Below are 24,444 nucleotides of genomic sequence, written 5' to 3'. Positions count from 1 at the left end.
CGGCTGATTTTCCATAAGTAAAGCCTGAACTTGTAATAATAAGCATTATTTTTTCTGATAAGGTCGACCTTTCAATTCTGGAAATGCCTCATCCCTGGGGAGCGGCGGGGATCCCCACATAGGCCACAGTCTCGTTGGGCTGAATCAGTTGCCCGCCGGAGGCGAAAGTGTCGAACAGCGCCTCCAGCGCCGCCCGAAAGGCTTCGTAATCCGCGTCTCCCTCCCGCAGGGCATAGGAGCTGGAAAAGCACCGCCGGAGGAATCGGTCCCGGTCCAGCGTCAGGGGATTGGGGAACCGCCGCTTTTCATACGCCCCGCCGAAAAAATCCCGGATGCGGGGGTCGTCCTCCCCCATCCCGCCGGTGAATCCGTGAAAGCTCGGGCAGTGCTCCCGAAAGACCTGGGCCAAGGCCTGGTTCATCGGTGCAGACCCGCGGACGTTCCAGACGAGAACGGCCCGCCCGCCGGGACGCAGGATCCGGCGGCACTCCCGCGCAAAGGCAGGACCGTCGAACCAGTGGAAGGCCTGGGCCGCTGCGACCATGTCCACGGACCGGTCCGGCAGCCCGGTATCATGGTCCGTTCCATTTGAGGAGGAGAACCGGGGATCGCCGCCCAGAAGCGCCTCCGCCGCCCCCCGCATATCCGGATTCGGCTCCACGCCGCAGACGCGGAAGCCCGCTGCCAGCAGCTGGGCGGAGAGCTTGCCGGTGCCGGATCCGATGTCCGCCGCTGTATAGCGCTCCGGCGGCGCGTACAGCTCTCCCAGCCAGTCCAGGAATTCCTGGGCATAAGAAGGTCTGGCGGCCTGATAGTCCTGGTGCCGGCCATTGAAGCGGTCAAAGGTGTTGCGCATCTGGATCCCCTCCCTGCAAATTCTCCGCTGATTGTACCATGGGAGCTGGCCGCCTGCAAGATGCAGGGCGCAGCGGAAAAGCCTTGGTTCTCCACTTCCAAAACGGGACAGGGTGTGGTATACTATCACCGAATTTTGAACAACCAGAGAGAAAAGGGGAAGATCGTATGCCGGCCATCGGTTTTGACAATCAGAAGTACCTCACCACCCAGTCCGAGCAGATCAAAAAGCGCATCGCCCAGTTCGGCGGCAAGCTGTATCTGGAGTTCGGCGGCAAGCTGTTCGACGACTACCACGCCTCCCGGGTGCTGCCGGGATTCGAGCCGGACAGCAAGATCCGGATGCTCCAGCAGCTGCAGGACGACGTGGAGATCCTCATTGCCATTAACGCCGCAGACATCGAGAAAAACAAGGTCCGGGGGGACCTGGGCATCACCTATGACGACGACGTGCTGCGGCTGATCGACATCTTCCGGGGCATGGGCTTCTATGTGGGCGGCGTGGTGATGAGCCGGTACAGCGGCCAGGGGGCGGCGGACGCCTTTTTGAAGCGGTTGACCACCCTGGGCATCCGGTGCTACCGCCACTATCCCATCGCGGGCTACCCCTCCGACGTGCAGCACATTGTCAGCGACGAGGGCCTTGGAAAGAATGAGTATGTGGAGACCACGCACCCGCTGGTGGTGGTGACGGCGCCGGGCCCCGGCAGCGGCAAGATGGCCACCTGCCTCTCCCAGCTCTACCACGACTACAAGCGGGGCATCGCTGCGGGCTACGCCAAGTTCGAGACCTTCCCCATCTGGAACCTGCCCCTCAAGCATCCGGTGAATCTGGCCTACGAGGCGGCCACGGCGGATCTGAACGACGTGAACATGATTGACCCCTTCCATCTGGAGGCCTATGGCAAGACTGCCGTCAACTACAACCGGGATGTGGAGATCTTCCCGGTGCTGAACGCCATCTTTGAGAAGATCCAGGGCACGTCCCCCTACCAGTCCCCCACGGACATGGGAGTGAACATGGTTGGCAACTGTATCTGTGACGACGCGGTGTGCTGCGCCGCCAGCCGCATGGAGATCCTGCGGCGCTACTACACCGCCTGCGTGGAGCGGCTGCGGGGCAAAGCCGGGGACGAGCCGGTGCGGAAGCTGGAGCTGGTGATGCAACAGGCGAGCGTCACACCGGACATCTGCCCGGCGGTGTCCGCTGCCCTGCTGAAGGCGGAGACCACCGGCGGCCCTGCCGGCGCCATGGTGCTGCCAGACGGCCGGGTGGTCACCGGCAAGACCTCCGACACCCTGGGGGCGGCCTCCGCCCTGCTGCTGAACGCGCTGAAGGCCGTGGGCGGCATCGGTGACCAGTTCGAGCTGATCTCCGCCCAGGTGCTGGAGCCGGTGTGCCGGCTGAAGACCCAGTACCTGGGCCACAAGAACCCCCGGCTCCACACGGATGAAGTGCTGATGGCGCTCACCATCTCCGCCCTGACCAACCCCCTGGCGGAGCTGGCCCAGCAGCAGTTGCCCAAGCTCCGGGGCTGCGACGCCCACTTCACGGTGATCCTCAGCGAGGTGGACGAAAACCTTCTGCGCCGCCTGGGCATCAACGTCAGCTGCGAGGCCCGGTACGAGACGAAGAAGCTGTATCACAAATGAAATGACCTGCGCTTTCGGATGAGGTGGAGCATGAAGAAACAGAGGATGCTGCCGGCGAAGAATCGCCGGGGCTCTGTGCAAGCAATAGGTGAGACGTTGCACAGAGCATAGCGGATGGACCAGTTTCACCGAAAACTCTCATAGAAACGGGTTCTCAAATTCTGCTCTCAATCAAAATTGAACTGACACTGTGCCGCGGCTCATCTGTAACATTTTTTGATGGAATAGAAAGGAATGTTGTCAGTATGCGAGATGACCGGCCACAGATCACAGCAGAGACCTTTCGGAATATGGAGGATATGTCCTTCTTTACGCACGCACGGATTTTTGACGATCTTCTGATTATTGCGCAGAAAGAGACAAACTGTTTCGTCCTGCGCTCTTCGGAGGGACTGATCGTGCTGGACGCGATCTGGCCCTGCCAGCAGGCGTTTGATGCGATCATTTCTGCGGTTCGGGAGACCGGATGGGACCCCGGCGCGATCCGAAAACTGGTGCTGACCCATGGACATGTGGATCACACCGGCTGCGGACGCTGGCTCCGGGAGGCGTTTCATGCAGAGACATATCTCTCACAACGGGATGACCGATTTTGGGCGGAAGAGCCCATCAAGCGAGACAGGCCGGAGACGTGGAAAGACTATGACATCGACGTCTATGTGGGAGAAGGGGATGTCATTGCTCTGGGAGACAAACGGCTCCTGGTCTATGAGACCCCCGGACACACACCGGGAGGATTGAGTTATATCTTCAATGTAACAGAGAATGGCGTATCCCATCAGGCGGCCCTTTGGGGAGGTTCCGCGCCTCCCATGAGCCGACACGGCACGATCCAATACCTGCGGTCTCTGGAACATTTTATGGAACAGGCGGAACGCCAGAACGTAGAAGTGGCGCTCAGCAATCATACGGCCTTGGACAATGGCCTTGAGCGGATCGCTTACGCGCGGAAGCGGATGCGCTATATGCCGAATATTTACCTGATCGGGCAGAAGGGATTCCGGGCCTATTGCCAGTTATTCAGGACATGGTGTTACGACTCTCTGGAGCAGCTGGATGATCGGTAAGGGCGGAACACCATACGCATAAGAAACACAACGCGATCTCTGGGGAAGCAGTCCCGTTTCCGGTGTGGAAAGCGGGACTGCTCTTCATCATAAACAGCGATTTATCAGGAAAGGAACAGGAGCATGCAGGATCTCATTCAACAACTGGCATCTGAGCTGGACAAAGACCCCCGCCATGTGGAAAACGTGGTCCGCCTTCTGGACGAGGGCAACACCATTCCCTTCATCGCCCGCTACCGCAAGGAGCTTCACGGCGCCATGGACGACACCGCCCTGCGGAATCTGGAGGAGCGCCTCCAGTACCTGCGGAACCTGGCGGAACGCCGGGAGGCGGTGAAGCGGTCTATCGAGGAACAGGGCAAGCTGACGGAGGAACTCTCCGCCGCCATCGACGCCGCCCGGACGCTGGCGGAGGTGGAGGACCTGTACCGCCCCTACAAGCAGAAGCGCCGCACCCGGGCCACCATTGCCCGGGAAAAGGGCCTGGCGCCTTTGGCGGAGCTGCTGTTTGCCCAGGGGCCGGACTGCCCGGACCCGACGGCGGAGGCCGCCCGGTATGTGGATGCCGAAAAGGGCGTGGAGACGGTGGAGGACGCCCTCTCCGGCGCCTCCGACATCATCGCCGAGACCATCAGCGACGACGCCGCCCTCCGCAAGACCCTCCGCACCCTCCTGGAGCGGGAGGGAAAGCTCTGCTCCCAGGCGGCGGTGGAGGAGGACTCTGTCTACCGGCTGTACTACGACTTCTCCCAGGCCCTCTCCCGGCTTCAGGGTCACCAGATCCTGGCCGTCAACCGGGGGGAGAAGGAGGGCTTTCTGAAGGTCCGCGTGGAGCTGGACCGGGACCGGGCCCTCCAGGCCGTCCGGCGGCATGTGATCGTCCCCGGCAGCGCCGCAATGGAATTTATCAAGTCCGCGGCGGAGGACGCATACGACCGCCTGATCTTCCCCGCCCTGGAGCGGGAGGCTCGCTCCGACCTGACGGAGCGGGCGGACGAGGGGGCCATCGGCCAGTTCGCCCTGAATCTGAAGCCCCTGCTGATGCAGCCCCCGGTGAAGGGCAGGGTCACCATGGGCCTGGACCCGGGGTACCGGATGGGCTGCAAGGTGGCGGTGGTGGACGGCACGGGCAAAGTGCTGGACACCGCCGTGGTATACCCCACCTACGGCGAGCGGCAGGAGAACGAGGCTATCGCCGCCCTGGCAAAGCTGATCCGAAAGCACGGCGTGGAGCACATCGCCATCGGCAACGGCACAGCCAGCCGGGAGACGGAGCAGATGGCGGTGAAGCTGATCCGGCAGGTGAATGAGGCCGGCGCCCATGTCAGCTACATGATCGTCAGCGAGGCCGGGGCCAGCGTGTACTCCGCCAGCCCCCTGGCGGCGGAGGAGTTCCCCCAGTACGACGTGAATCTCCGGTCTGCCGTATCCATTGCCCGGCGCCTCCAGGACCCTCTGGCGGAGCTGGTGAAGATCGACCCCAAGGCCATCGGCGTGGGACAGTACCAGCACGACATGCCCCCCAAGCGGCTGGACGAGGCTTTGAACGGTGTGGTGGAGGACTGTGTGAACGCCGTGGGCGTGGACGTGAATACCGCCTCCCCCTCCCTGCTTCAGCGTGTGGCGGGGCTGAACGCGACCACGGCGAAAAATGTGGTGGCCTACCGGGAGGAAAACGGCCCCTTCACTTCCCGGAAGCAGATTTTGAAAGTGCCCAAGCTGGGGCCCAAGGCCTTTGAGCAGTGCGCCGGCTTCCTGCGGGTGCCGGAGAGCCGCTCCGTGCTGGACAACACCGCCGTCCACCCGGAGAGCTACGCCGCGGCGGAGAAATTGCTCTCCCTCACCGGCCACACCCTCACGGACGTGCGGGATGGGAAGCTGGGAGATCTGAACGCCCAGATCAGGACCTACGGCGAGGACCGGGCGGCGGCGGACTGCGGCGTGGGCGTGCCCACATTGCGGGACGTGGCGGCGGAACTGATGAAGCCCGGCCGGGACATCCGGGACGAGCTGCCCAAGCCCATCCTCCGCACCGACGTGCTGGAGATGAAGGACCTGAAGCCCGGCATGGTGCTGACGGGCACGGTGCGGAATGTCATCGACTTCGGCGTGTTCGTGGACATCGGCGTCCACCAGGACGGGCTGGTCCACATCTCCCAGGTGTCCCAGAAGTTTATCAAACACCCCTCGGAGGTGGTGTCTGTGGGAGACATCGTCCAGGTGGTGGTGCTGGAGGTGGACGAGAAGAAAAAGCGCATCGGCCTCAGCATGAAGCAGGTGCCCAAGGCGTGAGGAGGGAAACAGCCATGATCCTGACCATCGACCGGGTGAACGACCTGCTGGACGACATGGCAGACAGTTTCCCGGCGGCGTTGTTCGACGGCCTCAACGGCGGGATCAACCTGCTGGAGGAGGCCAAGCCGGACCCGGAGTTCCCAGAGGGCGAGATGTATATCCTGGGGGAGTACTGCGACGACCTGCTGGGCCAGTATATCAACCTGTACTACGGCTCCTTTGCCGCCCTTGCAGAGCGGGAGGACTGGGGCCAGGAAACATGGGAGGACGAGCTGTACACCACCCTGTCCCATGAGCTGACCCACCACATGGAGGGCCGGGGCGGCCTTCACGCCCTGGATGACCGGGACGCGGAAGAGCTGGAGGAATACCGCCGGGAGTACGGCGGAGAGATGTGATATAAAAGGACCGCCCCGTGCCTGCGGCACGGGGCGGTTTTGATATCCGGAGGGAGATCAGCCCTTGTCCTGCCGGATGATCCGGCGCAGGGCTTCGATGGCGGAGAGGATGGGCTTCTGGATGCTGTCGGTGGGATAGACGTCGGCGCTGTTGCGCTTGGAGACGGACCCGTCGAAATTGGTGGCTGATACCAGGATGGAGGCGGTGCGGATCCCCAGGCTGGAGCCCACAGAGAAGAGGATGGACTCCTCCATGGAGGTGCAGACGGCACCGCCCCGGACATAGCTCTGCCAGCGGCGGATCAGATCATCGGACACCGGCTTCGTCTCCGGCTCCGCCTGCGTGTAAAAGGAGTCCTTGGTGATGCTGACGCCCACCGTGGTGTGAAAGCCCAGAGACACAGAGCTCTCCTCCAGAGCCTTCAGCAGCTGGTAGCTGGGGACGGCAGGGAACTCCATGGGCAGGTAGTGGAGGCTGGTGCCGTCCATGCGGACACTGCCGCTGACCACCACGATGTCCCCGCACTGGACGTCGGCGCAGGTGGAGGCGCAGGTGCCCACCCGGATGAAGGTATCCGCCCCGCACTTATGGAGCTCCTCCACGCAGATGGCGGTGGAGGGCCCCCCGATACCGGTGGAGGTAACGGTGACCCGCTCTCCATCCAGCGTGCCCTCCCAGGTGGTGAACTCCCGCTTCCGGGTCACCATGCGGGGGTTGTCCAGGTGGGCGGCGATCAGCTCGCACCGGTCCGGATCCCCGGGGACGATGGCGTAGCGGCCCGCCTCTCCGGGGGCCAGATTCACATGGAGCATTTTGGCTGTTTCAGACATGGTTCTCATTCTCCTCATCATATCATTATTGGTGTGAAATCCGGATGGAGGCCGTTCCCCGCATCCTCAGCAGTCCGCTTCCGCCTGGATCTCCTGCCGGAACATCAGAAGAAAACTGACGGCCAGCAGCAGACAGCTGGCCCAGATGGCCCCTGTTCCCCAGAGCTGGGAGGCAACGCCGCCGAATCCGGCCCCCAGGGCAAAAATGAGGATGACGGCGAAGTAGCGGCCGGCCTTCCGCAGGGCGGTCCGGTCCCGGGTGTCCCAGTAGGCACAGAAGGCGTCCACCCCGCTGCGGAGATTGCCGATGCACATGGTACTGGCGTATGCACTGCCGTTGACCTTGCGGAACGCCTGGACCTGCATGGCGCAGGTGAAGGACACCAGCGCGTTGGCCGGCGCATCCCAGGACGATGGGAGGAATCCCACGCCCAGCAGCAGGCCGATCTCAGCCAGCACCACCATCTGCCGCCAGTGGAGCCTGGAAATCTCCTGACAGCGGCGGCGGACCATCTCCGCAGCAAAGACGCCCAGCGCAAAGGCCAGCAGCGGGATCAGATACCGGAGGACGCCGGCCAGATCCCCGGCAAAGGCCCGCTGGCTCATAAGAACGATGTTTCCCGTCTGGGCATTGGCGAAAACCTGTCCCCGGATGCAGTAGGTGTAAGCGTCCTGCAGCCCGCCGGACAGGGTCAGAAAAACCATGGTGGAAAATGCCTCGGACATCTGCCCATGGCGGAGGGCGGACCTGGCTCTGTACATCCCATCAGCTCTTTTCCTGAGAATTCCGTGAACAGTATAATATAGGCGCGGGAAAAAGACAAGCCTGGAGAGAAGCACCTCTCACATTCCCGGAGCAGTATCATCTGTCATAAGTGCTTTTAATGGAAGCGGTTACATTTCTGCCGATCTATACAAGGAATGTTAGAGCTTTTCTACACCTGTGTAAAATGTACATTAAATACAAAGAATCCCTTGCTTCCACCGCAAAAAAGTGTTAAAGTTGACTTGATCCAGGAAAACACTGGAAGCTTTACAACAAAAAACTGTTATTTTCCTACGAAAAATATGAAAACGCTTACGCGAAAAGGGGCGTGACCGTGAATCCAACCATCTATGATGTCTCCAGACTGTCCGGAGTTTCCATCGCCACCGTGTCCCGCGCGTTCTCCAATCCGGAGCGGGTCCGGGAGGACACCCGCCGGAAGGTGTTTGAAGCAGCGGAAGTGCTCCACTACTCTCCAAATGCCATCGCCCGGGCCATGGCCCGCCAGCGAACGGACAAGATCGCCTTCCTGATCTGTAAGGAGGGGGCCACGATCCTGGACGAATTCTACGCCGGCATCTGCACCGGGATCATGCGGGAGACGAACCGAAGTGACTTTGAGTTGGTCATTTCCACCGCTGCGGACTGGGACACGGCCTCCAACACCTCCAAAAACAAACAGGTGGAGGGTGTGATCCTGGGCGGCAATGCCCGACCGGATATGATCGCAGAGCTCCAGAATCGGGATCTGGCCGTGGTACTGGTAAACAACCGCATCCAGGGACTGGACATTCCCTGCGTGGTGTCGGACGAATACGGCGGGGTCCGCCAGGCGCTGGAGCACCTGATCGGCCGGGGTCATCGGAACATCGCCATGCTGGCAGGGCGCTTCTCCCCCTATATACTGGGAGAGCGGTACCGGGCCTTTCTGGAAGTCACCCAGGCCCACGGCCTGCTGGCAGACACCCGGCACATCAAGCTGTGCGATCCCACGGTGGAGAGTGCCGCAGAGGCCTGCCTGGAGCTGCTGTCCCGGCAGGACCGGCCCACGGCTATCTTCGGCGGAAACGACGTGATGGCCGCCGGAGCCATGAAGGCCGCCCTCCGCCTGGGCCTGCGGGTGCCGGAGGACCTGGCGGTGACGGGACTAGACGACAGCTCCGCCTGCGGGATGCTGGAGCCGGAGCTCACCTCCGTCCACATCGACTGCCGCCGGATGGGGGAGTTGAGCGTGGCGCGGCTCCAGGCGCTGCTGGCAGGGGAGACGGACGTCCCCCAGGTCACGGTGGTGCCCACAGAGCTGCGGGTGCGCGGCTCCAGTTGACCCGTACTTTGGAAAAATACAGAATGCCGCGGGTGCGCGGCGGGAATTTTGCCATGCGCAAAAACGAGGAGGAGAGGATATGAAAGCGAGAAAAAGAGCCGGGACAGTGGGAAAAGTCCTGGGCTGCGCCCTGCTGTTGGTGATCGCCCTGTTTCCCATCTATTGGCTGGTGGCCATGGCCATCCGCCCTACATCGGAGATGCAGGGGCATATCTCCCTGATCCCGCAGTCCCTCACCATTGAGCATTTTATCAGCCTGTTTGTCAGCAAGGGCTTCGGCCAAGCCGCCATCAACAGCCTGCAGACCACGCTGAGCTCCCTGGTGCTGTCGCTGATCGTGGGAATCTGCGCCGCCTATATCCTGGCCCGGCGGAGATTCCGCTTCGGGCTGAAGCGGCCAATGACCTATTGGGTGCTGCTGGTCCGCGTGCTGCCTCCGGTGGCCTTCACCATCCCCCTGTACACCATGTTCAGCAAGATCGGCCTGTTGAACACCAAGATCCCGGTGACGCTGGCCTGCGTGCTCATCAACGTGCCGCTGATTATCTGGTTCCTCATCAGCTTTTTCCAGGACCTGCCGGAGGAGGTGGAGGAGAGCGCCAAGGTGGACGGCGCCACAGAGTGGCAGCTCTTCCGCAAGATCGTCCTGCCCCTGGTGGCGCCGGGTATCGCCGCGGTAGCCATGCTGTCCTTCATGTACGCCTGGAATGAGTACACCTACACGGTCATCTTTACCCGCAGCCCCAGCAACTACACCGTGCCCCTGGCGCTGTCGGTGCTGAACACGGAGGACAACCTGACCAACTTTGGCCTGGTGGCCGCAGGCGGCGTGGTGTCTGTCATCCCCATCACCCTGTTTGTGATCTTTGCGCAGAACTACTTGATCTCCGGATTGTCAAGCGGTGCTGTCAAAGAGTAACAAAATACATCGCACTTCCGATCCCTGACACAACATCAAGCGGAAAAGAGTAGGAGGAAACGAAATGAAAAAACTGCTTACCCTGGTCCTGGCGCTGGCCATGACGCTGTCTCTGGCGGCCTGCGGCGGCGGTGGAGAGGACACGGCCGATGAAGGCAGCGAGGGCAGCACTTCCGGCGAGCCCACCAAGATGACCCTGATCCTGCGGGGCGGCGCCTACGGCGAGTCCCTGGAGGCCAGCCTGGCCCCCTTTGAAGCGGAGCACAACGTGGACATCGAAGTGATGCTCATGTCCTTCGACGACCTGCACACCGGCATCGCCCTGGATGCCGTCAACGAAGTTGGCACCTACGACCTGTGCATGGTGGACGGCTCCTGGATGGCCGAGTTCACTGAGAACGGCGTACTGGCCAACCTCAGCGAGATGGGATACAGCTTTGATGACGACATCATTCCCGCCACCACCACCATCTGCAAGGTGGGCGAGGACATCTACCTGGCTCCCTACTACGGCAACGTGACGGTCATGATGTACAACAAGCAGCTGCTGGCGGACGCCGGCTACGCCCCCGAGGATATCGACTCCTTCGCGGATCTGATGGACATCGCCCAGAAGACCAAGGCGGCCGACTCCAACAAGAACGGTTTCCTGATCCGCGGCGGCAGCGCCGACAACATCCTGTCCGACTTCCTGCCCCACCTGGTTGTCCACGGCGGCTGGGTCGTGGATGAGAACAACAACCCCACCGTTGACACTCCCGAGTTCAAGGCCGCCATGCAGGAGTACCTGGACCTGTACGCCCTGGGCAGCACCCTGGACAAGGACGACATCGTGGCTTCCGTGACCTCCGGCGAGACCGCCCTGGCCCAGATCTGGCCCGGCTGGTACACCCCCACTGCTGACGGTCCTGCCAACTACACCACCATCCCCACCAAGCTGACCGACGACTCCGCGCCTGTGGACGCCGTGGCCCTGCAGGGCGTGTGGTGCATCGGCATCCCCGACAACGCCCCCCACAAGGACCTGGCCCTGGAGCTGCTGGAGTACGTCATGAGCCCCGAGGTGCAGCTGGCCTCCATTGAGAACAACGGCGTGCCCTGCCGGTACAGCTGCCTGACCGATTCCACCGTGCTGGAGACCTATCCCCACCTGCAGACCGTCTGCGGCGCTCTGGAGACCGGCGTGTACCGCCCTGTGATCGAGGAGTGGACGGAGTTCACCAACATCCTAGGCACCGAGATGGACAACATCATCCAGGGCACCAAGACCATGGACGAGGCGCTGGCCTACGCCCAGGAGCAGCTGGAGCAGCTGATGGCCTGAACCCAGCCTCTCTAAAACAGAAATGACACGGCCGGCCGGGGCGCCGTCTGGCGCCCCGGCCGTTGTTCCAAAAGCCCCGGAGCCGGGCCCTGGGGCCACACCTCTCGAGTTTGTGAGGCCAATGTATGAAGAGAAACGAGATTGCAAAACTGAATAGCGCCCAGGCGGCCACAAACCGGTTCGGGATCGGAATGCTCACGCCCACCCTGATAGTCCTGCTGGTCATGACGGCCTATCCCCTGATTTTCACATTTGTATACAGCTTTACCGACTACAACTACCTGAAGGGCACGGAGAACGCCTCTTTTGTGCTGTTCGATAACTACGTCTCCCTCTTTAAAAACGGATATTTTCAGCAGGCGGTGTGGAACACCATCAAGTTCACTATCCTGGCGGTGGTACTGGAGATGGCCCTCGGCCTTCTGATCGCAGTATTTGTCAACTCCCTCAAGCGAGGGCAGAAGATTATGCGGACGCTGCTGCTCCTGCCCTATCTGCTGCCCGCCGTCACGGTGGCCCTCAGCTGGCGGATGATGCTCTCCGCCAACTACGGCATCATCAACCAGTTCCTGAAGGGACTGGGCCTGCCGGTGTTCAACTGGTTCATGGACACAAAAACGGCCTTCGGCACGATCCTGCTGATCGACGTGTGGCAGAACGTCCCCTTTGTGTTTCTGCTGCTGTACGCCTCCCTCCAGTCCGTGTCGGAGAACCAGTATGAGGCCGCCCGCATCGACGGCGCCGGCTTCTTCCAGCAGTTCTGGTACATCACCCTGCCCAACATCAAGGGCAGCCTGGCCCTGTGCGCCCTGCTGCGGACCATCGACACCTTCCGCCTGTTCGAGAAGGTGAACGTCCTCACCGGCGGTGGCCCGGCGGGCACCACCACGACCATCACTCAGTTCTTGTATACATACGGTATCAAGTCTCTGGACTTCGGCTTCGGCAGCGCCGGCGCCATCGTGATGACATTGCTGGTGCTGATCCTGTCCAGCTTCTACATCAAGCGGGCCATGGGTTGAGCGCCTATGGAAGAACTGAAGCTGACATTCGTCAACGTGGGCTATGGGGAGGCCGCCCTGCTGGAATGTCCCGACCCGGCCTTCCCCGGCGGTACCTTTGTCATGGTGATCGACGGCGGCAGCGCCGAAGCAGAAGAGTACCGGGACAGCGCCACCGGCCGTATCCCCTTGGACCAGTATCTCTCCCTGCGGGGCGTGGACCACATCGACCTGATGGCAGCCACCCATGTCCATGAGGACCACCTGTGCGGCCTGCTGCCCGCGGCGGAGAAGCTGCCTCCCGCGGCCCTCTGGCAGACGCTGCCCCCGGAGTTTTGCCGCTCCATGCGGACGCTGGACATTCCGGCGGAGGGCCTGACGCCCTCCCGGAGCAAGTTTCTCCGGGCCCTGAACGACTACCGCCGCCTCTGCCTGGGGCAGAGCTGCCCGCGCCACCGGCCTCTGGCCGGAATGGAGCTCCGGCTGTGCCGGGATCTCTTGGTTCGGGTGCTGGGCCCCTCCCGTGCACAGGCGGAGAAGCTGGCGTCCTCGTGCCGGGCACTGTATGAGGAGGCGGACCCGTCCGCTTTCTGGCAGCGCCTGGACCAGCTGGACGCGGCCATGAACAATTACAGCCTGATCCTCCTGCTGGAGTACCGGGGGACCCGGATCCTACTCCCCGGCGACACCAACTACATGGGCTATGGAGGGCTGGACCCCGCCTCCCTGCGGGCCGACCTCTTCAAGGTGGGCCACCACGGCCAGCGGGACGGTATTTCTGCAGAACAGATCCAGGCCATCGCTCCCCGGGCGGTGGTGTGCTGCGCATCCAGCGACCGCCGCTACAACAGCGCCGATCCGGCCATCCTGCAGATGATGGCGGACAGCGGCGCACGGCTGTACTTTTCCGACTGCCCGCCCGGTCCGGACGGCGCAGTCCCGCCCCCCCATCAGGCCCTGACGTTCACAGTAGGCGCCGGCGGCGCAATGGAGGGCACATACCTGTCCATCCCGGATTGAGTCCCCGGTCAAATACGACATATCCGTCCGCTCCGGCACTCCACATTCTGCCGGGAGCGGGACGAAAAAAGGAGGAGAACCCCGCCTGGCTCGCGGTGCGGCAGCGTGGAGACCTGCCACAGAGGCGGACCGGCCCCGGCCGGCCGTGAGGGAACAGCTGCGGAGGCGCTGTTTCCAGAGCCTGATATCATGGCAGAAGTTATTCTGAAAAACATCAAGAAGGTCTATCCCCACCAGGAACCCGCCAAGAAGAAAAAGGGCTCTGAGGAGAAGAAGACGAACCTCCAGATTACGGATGAGGGCGTGCTGGCAGTGCAGGAGTTCAGCCTGAACATTGCGGACAAGGAGTTCATCGTGCTGGTAGGCCCCTCCGGCTGCGGCAAGTCCACTACCCTGCGGATGGTCGCCGGCCTGGAGGAGATCAGCGGCGGCGAACTGTATATCGACGGCAAGCTGATGAACGATGTGGCACCCAAGGACCGGGATATCGCCATGGTGTTCCAGAACTACGCTCTGTACCCCCACATGACTGTGCGGGAGAACATGGCCTTCCCCCTGAAGCTGAAGAAGTACCCCAAGGAGGAGATCCGCAAGCGGGTGGATCAGGCGGCGGAGGTTCTGGGCATCACGGAGTATCTGGACCGCAAGCCCAAGGCCCTCTCCGGCGGCCAGCGCCAGCGGGTGGCCATTGGCCGGGCCATCGTGCGGGAGCCCAAGGTCCTGCTGATGGACGAGCCGCTCTCCAACCTGGACGCCAAGCTGCGCAACCAGATGCGGGCGGAGATCATCAAGCTGCGCCAGCGGATCGACACCACGTTCATCTACGTGACCCACGACCAGACAGAGGCCATGACACTGGGCGACCGGATCGTCATCATGAAGGACGGCGTCATCCAGCAGATCGGCACGCCCCAGGAGGTGTTCGACCATCCCACGAACCTGTTCGTGGCGGGCTTTATCGGCACGCCCCAGATGAACTTCTTTGATGCGGAGCTGGTGAAGGAAGACGGCCGCTATGCGGTGGTTCTGGAGAACGCCCGGGTGGAACTCTCCGAAGCCAAGCAGGCGAACCTGGCCCGGAAGCAGGTCCAGCCCGGCCCCATCACGCTGGGCGTCCGGCCGGAGCACATCTCCCTGGCCGGGGATGCGTCCCAGGCGGTGCGGGGCACTGTGGACGTGGCGGAGATGATGGGCTCTGCGGTCCATCTCCACGTGGACGCCTGCGGGCGGGACACCATCGTCATCCTCCAGACCATGGATCTCCAGGGGGCGGGGCATCCGATTCCCGCCACCGGCAGCGCCCTGCCGTTCACCTTCGGCGGGAACGTGGCCCATGTCTTCGACCGGGAGACCGGCCGGAATTTGGAGGTCTGATCCGCCGCCCTGCCGTGCCGGATGCACCACGGTCAAACTCTGCTGTAAAAGGAGACGCGCTTTTCAGCGCGTCTCCTTTTTTTAGTTTCAATCAGGGCGCGGCCAGCGGCACGGCAGTGGCTGCGGGACCGTGGAAGCACAGAAGGGGACCGGCTGTTTGGAGCCGTTCTCTGGCCGCCGAACGTCAAAAACCGGCGGCCTCTGGATATCGTTCTTTTTGGGCGGGAACGGTTCGGTCAAAATCCACATTTTCAGCACCGCCCTTCCAGTCGGCACGGGCGGCGGGCAGGTGTTTTCCCGGAAAGCGGATGCCTAGCGCAATGCAAATTCATTCACCCGCGTATTTTAGAGCATCGGAGGGCGGAGCCATCCCTCCGGACAGCGAAACCCGTCAAAAGGGACATCCCAAAAAGATGCCCCTTTTGATGGCAGGGCCGGTTGGAGTCGATATTACCTCGTGAGTAAGATAAAATCGCCGCAAAGCGGCGGACCCAAACCGAAGCCCAGTGAAGTTGGTTCAGTTTGGAATCGAAAAGCAGCAGAACGAGCGCACGATAAGCTCTGCAATGAAATGAAAAAGCTCACCGCAAGCGATATGACGCTTGCGGCGAGCTGGTGCGGGTAACAGGACTTGAACCTGCACGGTTGCCCAATGGAACCTAAATCCATCGTGTCTGCCAATTCCACCATACCCGCAGAGATGATGCTGGGATAGTTGCAGTATATCACATCTCTTCCTCTTGAACAATAGGAAAATCTACGATACAATGAAATGCAGTCTGTTCAAAACCATTGAAAAGAGGAAGCGTACCATGATGACCCCACGCGTTGCTGCCATTCATGACATGTCCGGCTTCGGCCGGTGTTCTCTCACTGTGGCCATTCCTATTCTCTCCGCCATGGGGGTCCAGTGCTGCCCCCTGCCCACGGCATTTCTCTCCACCCATACCGGCGGGTTCGAGGGGTTCACCTTTCTGGACATGACCGACGAAATGTCCAAGGTGGCGGACCACTGGGCCAGCTTGGGCCTGACATTCCAGGCTGTATACAGCGGCTTCCTGGGCAGTGAGCGGCAGATCGGCGTGGTGGAGAACTTTATCTGCCGGTTCCGGGGACCGGACACCGTGGTGGTGGTGGACCCGGTGATGGGGGACTACGGCCGGGTCTACCAGACCTACACCGCCGCCATGTGCAGCGGCATGGCCCGGCTGGCGGAGCTGGCGGACGTCATCACCCCCAACCTGACGGAGGCAGCGCTGCTGCTGGGCCAGCCCTATGAGACGCTGCCCGCCGGCGAGGCGGGCCTCCGGGAGATCACGGAGCGGCTGAGCCTGGGAGGGCGGCGGTCTGTGGTGCTGACGGGCGCCTCTCTGGCCCCCGGCCGGACCGGCGCCGTCTGCTTCGACGCCCGCACCGGGAAGACGGAGGCCGTTCAGACCGCCTATGTAGCCCATGAGTTCCACGGCACCGGGGACGTGTTCTCCAGCGTCCTCACCGGGGCCCTGGTGCGGGGGGAGTCCCTCTCCTCCGCCGCCGGAGAGGCGGCGGCGTTCGTCCGTGCCTGCGCGGAGCGGACCGCGGCGGAAGACCTGCCTATGCGGGAGGGCGTGGATTTTGAACCCCTGCTGGGTCTGCTGATTCCCGGAAAGGAGACCGTATGACCGAATTCCCCTCTCTGCGGCGGCTGAACGTATCCTATACGCTGGTCCACGTGGTCTACTGGGCCATGTTTGCCATCTTCGCGGGCTACCAGACCTCTCTGCTGCTGGGGCGGGGCTTTACCAGCGGGGAGGCGGGGATCTTTGCCTCCATTCGCTGCTTTGCCGGCATTTTGGCTCAGCCGTTGCTGGGAGGCTGGGCGGACCGCCACCCGGAGGTGCCGATCAAACGCCTGCTGAACGCCTGTCTGGTGCTGGCCCTGGGGGTGAATGTGGTATTCTACACCACCCGCCCCGGCTTCTGGGGCACCGCCCTGATCTTCCTGACCCTGGGCATTCTGGAGCTGAACGCCTATCCTCTGCTGGACTCCATGGCGGTGCAGTTCATCGCCGCCGGGGTGGACATGTCGTACAGCCTCAGCCGTGGGCTGGGGTCTCTGTCCTATGCCCTGGCCTGCGTTGCGTGCGGCCAGCAGGCGGTGCGCTTCGGAACAGAAAGCCTGCTGCTGACCCACATGGCGCTGCTGGTGCTGATGATCGCGGTGGTGGCCCTGTACCCTGCCTTTCCCAAAGATGCCTTGCAGGCCCAAGGCGGGGGAGAGCGGCCCCACTCCATATTGTACATTCTGAAAAGCAGCCGCCCCTTCACCCTGACGCTGGTGAGCCTGTTCTTCACCCTGGCGGCCATTATGCCCATCGTCAGCTTCATGGTGAACCTCGTCTCAGACCGGGGCGGCGACGAGGGGCACCTGGGTCTGGCACTGTTTCTGATGGGGGCGTCGGAGCTGCCCGCGGCGCTGCTGTTCACGCCGCTGTTCCGCCGCTTCGGCGCGGCGGGGACCCTGCGGATGTCCATCTGCTTCATGGCGGTGAAGCCCCTGCTGTTCCTGCTGGCCCCCGGCCTCTCCGGACTCCTGCTGGTGCAGCCCGTCCAGCTGCTGGGGTACGGGCTGTTCACCCCCGCCTCGGTCTACTACGCCAACGCAAACGTCTCCCCGGTGGACCAGGTGAAGGGCCAGTCCATTATGATGATCGCCTCCAACGGCCTGGGGGCCATGTTCGGCAACTTCCTGGCGGGGTACGCCATCGACTGGGGCGGCGCCGACGCCATGCTGGGGATGTGCCTGGTCTTCGGCGTCATCGGCGTGCTGTTCATGCTGGCGGCAGGGCGGAGCAAGACATAAAAAGAGCGGCACGGCGGTTGCCGTGCCGTTTTCTATATGGCGAGAAACTCTGGAAAGCCCTTGATTTTCCATTCTCCATCGGTTAAACTGAATGCGGAAGCATAAACTGCGGCAGGGCATAGCGGGCGGCCACCCGCTATGTCCCTGTGATGAGTGTCATGACCACTCAACACAACAGTCATCTGACTGCACCGTATTTCCCATTATACCGGCGGGGTGCGCTTTTTTCAAGTGCGAACCCGGGGAGTGGGCGTTGTGTTGCGCTTTGATCCAGAAGATCAGGCGGTGTTGAGTCCTGCGCTCAACACCGCCTTTGTGTTTCCGGCAGACACCGGGGACGGGTATCCGTCCCCGGGAACGTCTGTTGGACCGGATCTTTCCGGATTTTTTACTTGACCTTCCCCTGGGGGGAAGGTGTATCCTGGCACTGTCATCTCGCCGGAGCGTCCGGCACAAACGCCCTGTGGGGCGGGAAAGGAACTGTTATGAACGTACTTCACACTCGCTGGAGAGCCCTGGTTCTGGCCCTCCTCCTGGCCGTGAGCCTGGCGGTCCCCGCCGCGGCGGCGGAAACCGAGACCGCCGCGGAGGACCTGCAAACCCTGGCGGACACCGCCGCCTCTTACGCCGCCCAGTACGGCGGCGCGCAAAGCCTGCAATACGCGCTGTGGCAGGATGGGGAGATCGTTCTCACCGGCCAGACCGGCACCTTCTCCCGGTCCGAAAACCGCCTGATGACCGGGGACGAGCTGTACGGCATCGGATCCGTCAGCAAGATCTACACCACCGTGGCGGTGATGCAGCTGGCGGAGGACGGCAAGGTCTCTCTGGACGCCCCGGTGACCCAGTATCTGCCGGACTTCAAAATGGCGGACGAGCGTTACAAGGACATCACCGTTCGGATGCTGCTGAACCACTCCTCCGGCATCCTGGGCACCGGCCTCTCTGACGCCATGCTGTTCGGCGAGGCCAGCACACGCGCCCATGACACCCTGCTGGAGAAGCTCTCCACCCAGCGGCTGGCGGCGGACCCCGGCGCCTTCAGCGTCTACTGCAACGACGGCTTCTCCCTGGCGGAGCTGGTGGTGGAGGCCATCACTGACATGGACTTCATGGACTATGTGGACGAACATATCCTGGCCCCTCTGGACCTGGACCGCACCTTTGCTCCCGGCGGGGACTTTGACGCCAACGATTTGGCCCCCATCTACCGGGGCACCGACCCCCGCGCCCTGCCCCAGGATGCCCTGAACGCCATCGGTGCCGGAGGCATCTATGCCACGGCTTCCGATCTGGCGTCCTTCGGCGGTGCCCTGACAGGCACGGAGCTGCTGCGCCAGTCCTCTCTGGACGCCATGGCCTATCCGGAGTACGGCCGGGGCCTGTGGCCCGAAAGCGGAGAGCCGGACTCCCTGGCCTACGGCCTGGGCTGGGACAACATGGAGTGGTATCCCTTCTGCCAAAGCGACATCCAGGCCCTGGTGAAAGGCGGTGACACCCTGTACTACCACGCCGGCCTGGTGGTCCTGCCGGAGTATGACATGGCCGCGGCTGTGGTCAGCTCCGGCGGCGTGTCCACCTATGACCAGCTGGCCGCCAATCAGATCCTCATCGCCGCTCTGGCGGAGGAGGGCGTCACCGTGGACCAGACTGTAAAGGCCCTGCCCGCGGCGGAGTCCGCCGCCATGCCCGCGGAACAGCTGGAAAACGCCGGGTACTACGGCTCCACCTCCGCCCAGTATCAGGTGGATATCCAGGCCGACGGCACTTTGACCATGTCCTACCTGAACTATCCCACCTCGATCCCCGCCCAGACCTTCACCTATTGCAGCGACGGCTCCTTCCGGGATTCCACCGGGTTGTCCTACATCTCCTTTGTGAAAGAGCGCAACGGCCAGACCTATCTGTACCAGCAGGCCGTCTCCCCTCTGCCGGGCCTGGGGGCGCTGCCCATCGCCAACTACGCCGCCGTGAAGCTGCCGGAGAACGATCTCTCTCCTGAGGTAGCCGCCGCCTGGGACAGCATCGCCACCTTGGGTATCCTGCCCATGAACGAGCCATACAACTCCCAGACCTTCCTGGCGCTGGCGGACGCCGCCGCGGTCGCGGAGGTGCCGGAAACGATCCCCGGCTATATCGGCGCCGCCCGGATCGTGGACGAGACCACCGCCCGCTCTGAGATCCAGGTGCCCGGCGTGGGCAGCCGGGACGGCGTGGACTACCAGCTGGAGGAGCGGGACGGCGTCCTCTGGATCAATGCCAAGGGCAGCCTCTACATGGATGCGGCCGCAGCGCCCACGCTGTTCACTGGCTCCGGCGCCTCCTACACCACCATTCAGGAGGATGGCTATGCCCGCTGGTACCAGGTCGGCGATGCCGCCGGCAAGACCATGACCGTGCAGGTGCCGGAGAATTCCGGCTTCTGGGTGTATGACGGAAACGGCCAGGTGACTGCCTCCTCCGTCCTGTGGGGCGACACCACCGTCACCTTGCCGGAGGATGGAACGATTGTCTTTGCCGGTGATCCCGGCGCCCGCTTCCACCTGCGCTTCCAGGGATAACGTCTCCAGGACATGAAAAACGCGCCGCTTCTGCGGCGCGTTTTTTCAGTTCAGCGGTCCGAATGAGACCAGGCCCGAGGCTGGTTGTAGGGGCGGTACGTGGATGTGAGCACATTTTCAAAGATCGGCGCGTCGGGCACCTCCACCCGTCTGAGGATCTGCTCGCCCGCAGCCTGCCCCAGGTCCTCCACCGGCTGGATGATGGAGTCCATCTGATTGGCGTACAGGGCGTACACATCGGAGTCATAGTCCACAAAGCTCACCAGGTCGATGTCCTGGGCCAGCTGGATGCCCTTCTGGTGGAGATAGATGATGGTCTCCGAGGCCATCAGCCCCTGACAGACGATGATGGCGTCGCACTTGCGCTCCAGCAGCTGGTCCAGGCAGGCGCAGGCGCTGTTCTCCAGGGAGTCGCCATATTGGATTAAATGCTCATCCTCCGGCAGGCCACAGTCCGCCACAGCCTGCCGATAGGCGGAGATCCGCTCCTGCGTGCTGGAGAGGCGGGGGAGGCCGCCGATGATGCCGATCCGCTGGTCGCCCTTTCCCGCCAGCCGGCATACACTGCGGTAGATGGGCTGGAAGTTGGACACGCAGACGGAGGAGTACTTCTTTGTCTCAAAGATCCGGTCCACCAGCACCACCGGAAATCCTGCGGGGATCAGGGCGTCGAACCGCTGGAAATCGTCCATGGTGCTGGCCACCAGCAGCCCGTCCACCAGTCCCGCCGTCAGCAGGCGGATATTGGTCTCCTCCCGGTCCATATTCTCCCGGGTATTGGCGATGATGAGCTGGTAGCCGTTGGCGGAGAGATATTTTTCCACAGACTCAATCATGGTTGCGAAGAATTTATTGGCGATATCGGGCACAATAAAGCCGATGATCTTTTTCTTTCCCGTGCGGAAACTGCGGGCGGAAGCGTCCGGTGTGTATCCCAGCTCCTCGATGGCCCGGTAGACCTTCTCCTTCGTCTCGTTGGACACATACCGGGTATTGTTGATGGTGTGGGACACGGTGGCGGTGGACACTCCCGCCAGCTTCGCCACATCGCTGATGGTCACCTTCATGGGACAGCCTCCTTGCGCAATGGTTTATTGGTTTACGCAAATAATTAGCCACTTCAGTATAGGACAGCTTTCCCTCCGCGTCAAGCCCCTTTTCCCCCTGTTTCGTGTAAAAATTGTGAAATATGCCCTTTTTCTTATGGATTATCCACAACCTGCCGCAGAAAATGTTATCTGAATTGACAGTTGCAAAAAGGTCGACCGTATGATAATATACTTGTGCGATTATTAGAAAACGTTTACGCAAACGTTTTGACGGCGCGCCGCCGGTGCGTCTGATTTTGTGAAAGGAGTCTTTCCGATATGAAAACCAAGATTGGCATCAATGGCTTCGGCCGCATTGGCCGCCTCGTCTTCCGCGCCGCCCTGACTCATGACGATGTAGAGGTCGTCGGCCTGAACGATCCCTTCATGAACCCCGAGTATATGGCCTACATGCTGAAGTATGACAGCGTGCATGGCAAGTTCCCCGGCGAGGTCTCCGCCGAGGACGGCGCCCTGGTGGTCAACGGCAAGAAGTATCCTGTCTTTACCGCTATGGAGGTCAAGGACATTCCCTGGGCTTCCGTGGGTGCGGAGTATATTTGCGAGTGCACCGGCAAGCACCTGACCAAGGAGCTGTGCCAGGGTCACATTGACGCTGGCGCCAAGCACGTGGTCATGGGCGCCCCTTCCAAGGACGATACGCCCATGTTCGTCATGGGCGTCAACAACAGCAAGTACACCTCTGATATGACGTTCGTATCCAACGCCTCCTGCACCACCAACTGCCTGGCCCCCATCGCCAAGGTGCTGAATGACAAGTTCGGCATCGTGGAGGGCCTGATGACCACCGTCCACTCCGTCACCCCCACCCAGAAGCTGCTGGACGGCGCCTCCCTGAAGGACTGGCGCGGCGGCCGTGCCGCCACCGGCAACATCATCCCCTCCTCCACCGGCGCCGCCAAGGCCGTGGGCAAGGTCATCCCCGAGCTGAACGGCAAGCTGACCGGCATGTCCATGCGCGTCCCCACTCTGGACGTCTCCGTGGTGGACCTGACCGCCAAGCTGGCGAAGCCCGCCTCCTATGAGGAGATCTGCAAGGCCATGAAGGAGGCCTCTGAGGGTGAGCTGAAGGGCGTGCTGGGCTACACCGACGAGCCCGTTGTGTCCTCCGACTTCCTGGGCGATTCCCGCACCTCTATCTTCGATGCGGATGCCGGCATCGCTCTGACCGACACCTTCGTGAAGGTCGTCTCCTGGTACGACAATGAGTGCGGCTATTCCAACAAGATGGTGGAGCTGATTCGCTATATGTCCTCTGTGGACCACAAGTAAGATCGACGCAGAAGCTCCCGGGCCATTTGGCCCGGGAGCTTTTTTCACATTCCGCAGAGGAAAGGGCCCGCAGCACGCGGCAGGGGAGGGGCCGCCCGGTGTTCTGCCGCTTTCCCAGCCCTTCAGGGCAGAAAAATTCATGCGGTGTGAACGCACATAAGAATGGGGCGCTCCGCCAGATCCCGGCAGCTTTATGCATCCGGCCCACGGGCCGGACCGGGTCACCGTACCGCCGGAGACGGCACACAGTCTGTTTCGGTGCTTCTGCGCAGCAAAAAAGCGCCCTCCGGCGCCCCAACAGGCTTTCAGCTTCCGCATCCCTGCTTTTTGCCGGATGCCCTCTATACAGCACAACCCCCCGCTCGCTCCAACGACGAACGGGGGGCCTACTTCTGGATCGGAGTTTCCAATATGCATTACCTCTTGCTTTCTTGAGATACCGTCCGGATGCTGGGGAAACAGGGGAACTCAGGGGTTTGCCAATCCATAAAACATCGGTACACGCAGACGTCTGCTCTGGTTGCTACCAAAACTCGATTCTCGTGTGGCTCATCATCGTGAGGTGTGTTTCGTCTTTGGGTTCTTCCGGAGTTTCGCGTTTTGAGGAATTCCTCGATTCCGAACGGTGCAGGGATGATTGGGAATCTCTGAGCTAACTAGCCCATGGGACTCACTCCTTTCCTGTGTCTATAATGTACAATAGATTTCTTTTGCTGTCAAGTGCTTTTGTGTATTTTTACGCTTTCCATAAATCGAAATCAATTACCGTGAGCAAAATGCACAAAGGTGCGGGCAAAGCCGCTCAACTCCGCATCTGGCACAAAAACGCCCCGGGGGAGAGAGCTGCATCCCGAAGAAACGCCAGGCGCAGCGCCTCCAGGTTCTCTTCACTGTGCTCCACTTCACAGCAAAGGCGGCGGACAGCCTCCCAAAAGCCACATACTGCCGTCAGGCGCTGTGCCGTCAGGACCATCAGCACGCAGAACTGCGCCTGCCCCAGCAGGTCGCCGTCGTTGACCGCCTTCAGGAGATACCGGAATGCAAAGTATGTGCCCAGCCGCTCCAGCAGCGTCTCCGGCACGGCGGCGGGCGGCGCCTCCTCCGCCCTGCGCAGGAGCTCCCGCCAGTCCCCGTCCAGGGCCTCCAGCTTGGACAGCACCCGCAGGGCGTGTGGAAACAGGCCAGGCCCGGGCGGTACCGCCGTCTCCCGCTTCTTCCAGTCCGCTGCCAGAGCCGCAAGGTCCTCTGTCCGGTCCTCATCCAGCAGGATTTGCGCCTCCGCAGCCAGGAGCAAAAATGCCTCCAGCCGCTCCTGCAGGGGACGAGGCCGATCCGCCAGCTCCCGAAGCATCCGCTCCCGCAGGGGCAGGAGGCCGCAGAGCCACGGGTCTCCCGGTTCCTCCGGCTCCGCCGTCTCCCGTTCCAGGAAGGACAGCGGGGCGGTGGAGCCAAGCAGCAGGTCACAGGCTGCCGGGCAGGAGGCACAGAGGCTGACCTCCCGAAAGGGGCCGTACTCCTCAATGAACCGGGGGTGGGTCCGGCAGGTCAGGGACGTGGCCTCTGCTCCCAATATCCGGTGGATCTCGCACAGATTCTCTCGGTTCAGAAAGGGGCACCGGCCGCCCCGGAGGGGGAAGCAGAAATCCCCCTCCTCGTCCGTCTGGAGCGCCTCCCGCAGCCGCTCCCCCAGGGAGCCAGGGGTCTCCTGATAGCGGCGGGCGGTCTCCTCGTCCACCACCACCTCCCACTTTTCGCAGCAGGTGTGGGGGCAGGCCCCCGCCAGACAGTGAAACGCCTCATAATAATCCGGCACTCGGGTCAGCATGGCGCTCT

General features: G+C 62.1%; 19 protein-coding genes and 1 tRNA gene. 14 read left to right on the top strand and 6 right to left on the bottom strand.

Annotation, left to right across the window (positions count from 1 at the left end; genetic code table 11):
- Nucleotides 1–88 precede the first annotated feature (88 nt).
- Nucleotides 89–856: a class I SAM-dependent methyltransferase gene (locus OCV80_RS13665; RefSeq protein ID WP_119310400.1), complete on the bottom strand. Its 768-nt coding sequence runs from the start codon at nucleotides 854–856 to the stop codon at nucleotides 89–91.
- A 167-nt stretch (nucleotides 857–1,023) separates the two neighbouring features.
- On the opposite strand from OCV80_RS13665, the gene OCV80_RS13660 reads away from it, so the two are divergent.
- From OCV80_RS13660 to OCV80_RS13645, 4 genes are all read left to right on the top strand, one after another.
- Nucleotides 1,024–2,508: a DUF1846 domain-containing protein gene (locus OCV80_RS13660; protein WP_021750977.1), complete on the top strand. Its 1,485-nt coding sequence runs from the start codon at nucleotides 1,024–1,026 to the stop codon at nucleotides 2,506–2,508.
- 245 nt (nucleotides 2,509–2,753) lie between these two features.
- A complete protein-coding gene (locus OCV80_RS13655) occupies nucleotides 2,754–3,575 on the top strand; it encodes an MBL fold metallo-hydrolase (RefSeq protein WP_021750978.1) in 822 nt (273 codons plus the stop codon).
- Between the two features lie 123 nt (nucleotides 3,576–3,698).
- A complete protein-coding gene (locus OCV80_RS13650) occupies nucleotides 3,699–5,867 on the top strand; it encodes a Tex family protein (RefSeq protein WP_119310396.1) in 2,169 nt (722 codons plus the stop codon).
- A gap of 14 nt (nucleotides 5,868–5,881) precedes the next feature.
- On the top strand, nucleotides 5,882–6,268 hold the full coding sequence (locus OCV80_RS13645) for a metallopeptidase family protein (protein WP_119310395.1): 387 nt from the start codon (nucleotides 5,882–5,884) through the stop codon (nucleotides 6,266–6,268).
- A gap of 57 nt (nucleotides 6,269–6,325) precedes the next feature.
- Here OCV80_RS13645 and OCV80_RS13640 read toward each other — a convergent pair whose 3' ends face one another.
- Nucleotides 6,326–7,099: a nucleoside phosphorylase gene (locus OCV80_RS13640; protein ID WP_119310394.1), complete on the bottom strand. Its 774-nt coding sequence runs from the start codon at nucleotides 7,097–7,099 to the stop codon at nucleotides 6,326–6,328.
- A 66-nt stretch (nucleotides 7,100–7,165) separates the two neighbouring features.
- Complete coding sequence (locus OCV80_RS13635) at nucleotides 7,166–7,861, bottom strand: YoaK family protein (RefSeq protein WP_267288476.1); 696 nt, start codon at nucleotides 7,859–7,861, stop codon at nucleotides 7,166–7,168.
- 338 nt (nucleotides 7,862–8,199) lie between these two features.
- Between OCV80_RS13635 and OCV80_RS13630 the strand changes: the two genes are divergently transcribed.
- The 6 genes from OCV80_RS13630 (at nucleotide 8,200) to OCV80_RS13605 (ending at nucleotide 14,827) form a co-directional block, all read left to right on the top strand.
- Nucleotides 8,200–9,189, top strand: coding sequence for a LacI family DNA-binding transcriptional regulator (locus OCV80_RS13630; protein ID WP_267288475.1), 990 nt, complete (start codon nucleotides 8,200–8,202; stop codon nucleotides 9,187–9,189).
- Nucleotides 9,190–9,268: 79 nt separating this feature from the next.
- Nucleotides 9,269–10,108: a carbohydrate ABC transporter permease gene (locus OCV80_RS13625; RefSeq protein WP_021750984.1), complete on the top strand. Its 840-nt coding sequence runs from the start codon at nucleotides 9,269–9,271 to the stop codon at nucleotides 10,106–10,108.
- A gap of 64 nt (nucleotides 10,109–10,172) precedes the next feature.
- Nucleotides 10,173–11,432 carry an extracellular solute-binding protein gene (locus OCV80_RS13620; RefSeq protein ID WP_021750985.1) on the top strand — a complete coding sequence of 420 codons (1,260 nt, stop codon included), beginning with the start codon at nucleotides 10,173–10,175 and terminating at the stop codon, nucleotides 11,430–11,432.
- Between the two features lie 125 nt (nucleotides 11,433–11,557).
- Nucleotides 11,558–12,454: a carbohydrate ABC transporter permease gene (locus OCV80_RS13615; protein WP_021750986.1), complete on the top strand. Its 897-nt coding sequence runs from the start codon at nucleotides 11,558–11,560 to the stop codon at nucleotides 12,452–12,454.
- Nucleotides 12,455–12,460: 6 nt separating this feature from the next.
- The gene (locus tag OCV80_RS13610) at nucleotides 12,461–13,453 is read left to right on the top strand and encodes a ComEC/Rec2 family competence protein (RefSeq protein WP_119310391.1); all 993 of its coding nucleotides are present in this window, start codon (nucleotides 12,461–12,463) and stop codon (nucleotides 13,451–13,453) included.
- 189 nt (nucleotides 13,454–13,642) lie between these two features.
- Entirely contained in the window at nucleotides 13,643–14,827 is a 1,185-nt protein-coding gene (locus OCV80_RS13605; protein ID WP_021750988.1) for an ABC transporter ATP-binding protein, read from the top strand.
- Nucleotides 14,828–15,440: 613 nt separating this feature from the next.
- On the opposite strand, the gene OCV80_RS13600 is transcribed toward OCV80_RS13605, so the two are convergent.
- A tRNA-Leu gene (locus OCV80_RS13600) sits at nucleotides 15,441–15,523 on the bottom strand.
- 116 nt (nucleotides 15,524–15,639) lie between these two features.
- Here OCV80_RS13600 and OCV80_RS13595 point away from each other — a divergent pair.
- The 3 genes from OCV80_RS13595 to OCV80_RS13585 all read left to right on the top strand — a co-directional run bounded on the left by OCV80_RS13595 (nucleotide 15,640) and on the right by OCV80_RS13585 (nucleotide 20,230).
- A complete protein-coding gene (locus OCV80_RS13595; RefSeq protein WP_036631223.1) occupies nucleotides 15,640–16,488 on the top strand; it encodes a pyridoxamine kinase in 849 nt (282 codons plus the stop codon).
- A complete protein-coding gene (locus OCV80_RS13590) occupies nucleotides 16,485–17,669 on the top strand; it encodes an MFS transporter (RefSeq protein WP_021750991.1) in 1,185 nt (394 codons plus the stop codon). Before OCV80_RS13595 ends, OCV80_RS13590 begins: the two co-directional genes overlap by 4 nt.
- 485 nt (nucleotides 17,670–18,154) lie before the next feature.
- Nucleotides 18,155–20,230, top strand: a complete 2,076-nt coding sequence (locus OCV80_RS13585) for a serine hydrolase domain-containing protein (RefSeq protein ID WP_267288474.1) — start codon at nucleotides 18,155–18,157, stop codon at nucleotides 20,228–20,230.
- A gap of 50 nt (nucleotides 20,231–20,280) precedes the next feature.
- Here the strand turns inward: OCV80_RS13585 and OCV80_RS13580 are convergent, their stop codons facing one another.
- Nucleotides 20,281–21,297, bottom strand: coding sequence for a LacI family DNA-binding transcriptional regulator (locus OCV80_RS13580; RefSeq protein ID WP_021750995.1), 1,017 nt, complete (start codon nucleotides 21,295–21,297; stop codon nucleotides 20,281–20,283).
- Nucleotides 21,298–21,597: 300 nt separating this feature from the next.
- On the opposite strand from OCV80_RS13580, the gene gap reads away from it, so the two are divergent.
- Nucleotides 21,598–22,611, top strand: coding sequence for a type I glyceraldehyde-3-phosphate dehydrogenase (gene gap, locus OCV80_RS13575; protein WP_021750997.1), 1,014 nt, complete (start codon nucleotides 21,598–21,600; stop codon nucleotides 22,609–22,611).
- An 802-nt stretch (nucleotides 22,612–23,413) separates the two neighbouring features.
- Here gap and fliB read toward each other — a convergent pair.
- Nucleotides 23,414–24,436: a flagellin lysine-N-methylase gene (gene fliB, locus OCV80_RS13570; RefSeq protein ID WP_267288473.1), complete on the bottom strand. Its 1,023-nt coding sequence runs from the start codon at nucleotides 24,434–24,436 to the stop codon at nucleotides 23,414–23,416.
- Nucleotides 24,437–24,444 lie beyond the last annotated feature (8 nt).

The organism is Oscillibacter acetigenes (genome assembly GCF_025567605.1).
Taxonomy (GTDB): Bacteria; Bacillota; Clostridia; order Oscillospirales; family Oscillospiraceae; genus Oscillibacter; species Oscillibacter welbionis.
This window is presented reverse-complemented; position numbering and strand designations above follow the sequence as displayed.

Excerpts from the sequence above, each read along its gene's own strand:
- OCV80_RS13665 (WP_119310400.1), bottom strand. The coding sequence starts at position 856 with ATGCGCAACACCTTTGACCGCTTCAATGGCCGGCACCAGGACTATCAG.
- OCV80_RS13660 (WP_021750977.1), top strand. The coding sequence starts at position 1,024 with ATGCCGGCCATCGGTTTTGACAATCAGAAGTACCTCACCACCCAGTCC.
- OCV80_RS13655 (WP_021750978.1), top strand. The coding sequence starts at position 2,754 with ATGCGAGATGACCGGCCACAGATCACAGCAGAGACCTTTCGGAATATG.
- OCV80_RS13650 (WP_119310396.1), top strand. The coding sequence starts at position 3,699 with ATGCAGGATCTCATTCAACAACTGGCATCTGAGCTGGACAAAGACCCC.
- OCV80_RS13645 (WP_119310395.1), top strand. The coding sequence starts at position 5,882 with ATGATCCTGACCATCGACCGGGTGAACGACCTGCTGGACGACATGGCA.
- OCV80_RS13640 (WP_119310394.1), bottom strand. The coding sequence starts at position 7,099 with ATGTCTGAAACAGCCAAAATGCTCCATGTGAATCTGGCCCCCGGAGAG.
- OCV80_RS13635 (WP_267288476.1), bottom strand. The coding sequence starts at position 7,861 with ATGTACAGAGCCAGGTCCGCCCTCCGCCATGGGCAGATGTCCGAGGCA.
- OCV80_RS13625 (WP_021750984.1), top strand. The coding sequence starts at position 9,269 with ATGAAAGCGAGAAAAAGAGCCGGGACAGTGGGAAAAGTCCTGGGCTGC.
- OCV80_RS13620 (WP_021750985.1), top strand. The coding sequence starts at position 10,173 with ATGAAAAAACTGCTTACCCTGGTCCTGGCGCTGGCCATGACGCTGTCT.
- OCV80_RS13615 (WP_021750986.1), top strand. The coding sequence starts at position 11,558 with ATGAAGAGAAACGAGATTGCAAAACTGAATAGCGCCCAGGCGGCCACA.
- OCV80_RS13610 (WP_119310391.1), top strand. The coding sequence starts at position 12,461 with ATGGAAGAACTGAAGCTGACATTCGTCAACGTGGGCTATGGGGAGGCC.
- OCV80_RS13605 (WP_021750988.1), top strand. The coding sequence starts at position 13,643 with ATGGCAGAAGTTATTCTGAAAAACATCAAGAAGGTCTATCCCCACCAG.
- OCV80_RS13595 (WP_036631223.1), top strand. The coding sequence starts at position 15,640 with ATGATGACCCCACGCGTTGCTGCCATTCATGACATGTCCGGCTTCGGC.
- OCV80_RS13590 (WP_021750991.1), top strand. The coding sequence starts at position 16,485 with ATGACCGAATTCCCCTCTCTGCGGCGGCTGAACGTATCCTATACGCTG.
- OCV80_RS13585 (WP_267288474.1), top strand. The coding sequence starts at position 18,155 with ATGAACGTACTTCACACTCGCTGGAGAGCCCTGGTTCTGGCCCTCCTC.
- OCV80_RS13580 (WP_021750995.1), bottom strand. The coding sequence starts at position 21,297 with ATGAAGGTGACCATCAGCGATGTGGCGAAGCTGGCGGGAGTGTCCACC.
- gap (WP_021750997.1), top strand. The coding sequence starts at position 21,598 with ATGAAAACCAAGATTGGCATCAATGGCTTCGGCCGCATTGGCCGCCTC.
- fliB (WP_267288473.1), bottom strand. The coding sequence starts at position 24,436 with ATGCTGACCCGAGTGCCGGATTATTATGAGGCGTTTCACTGTCTGGCG.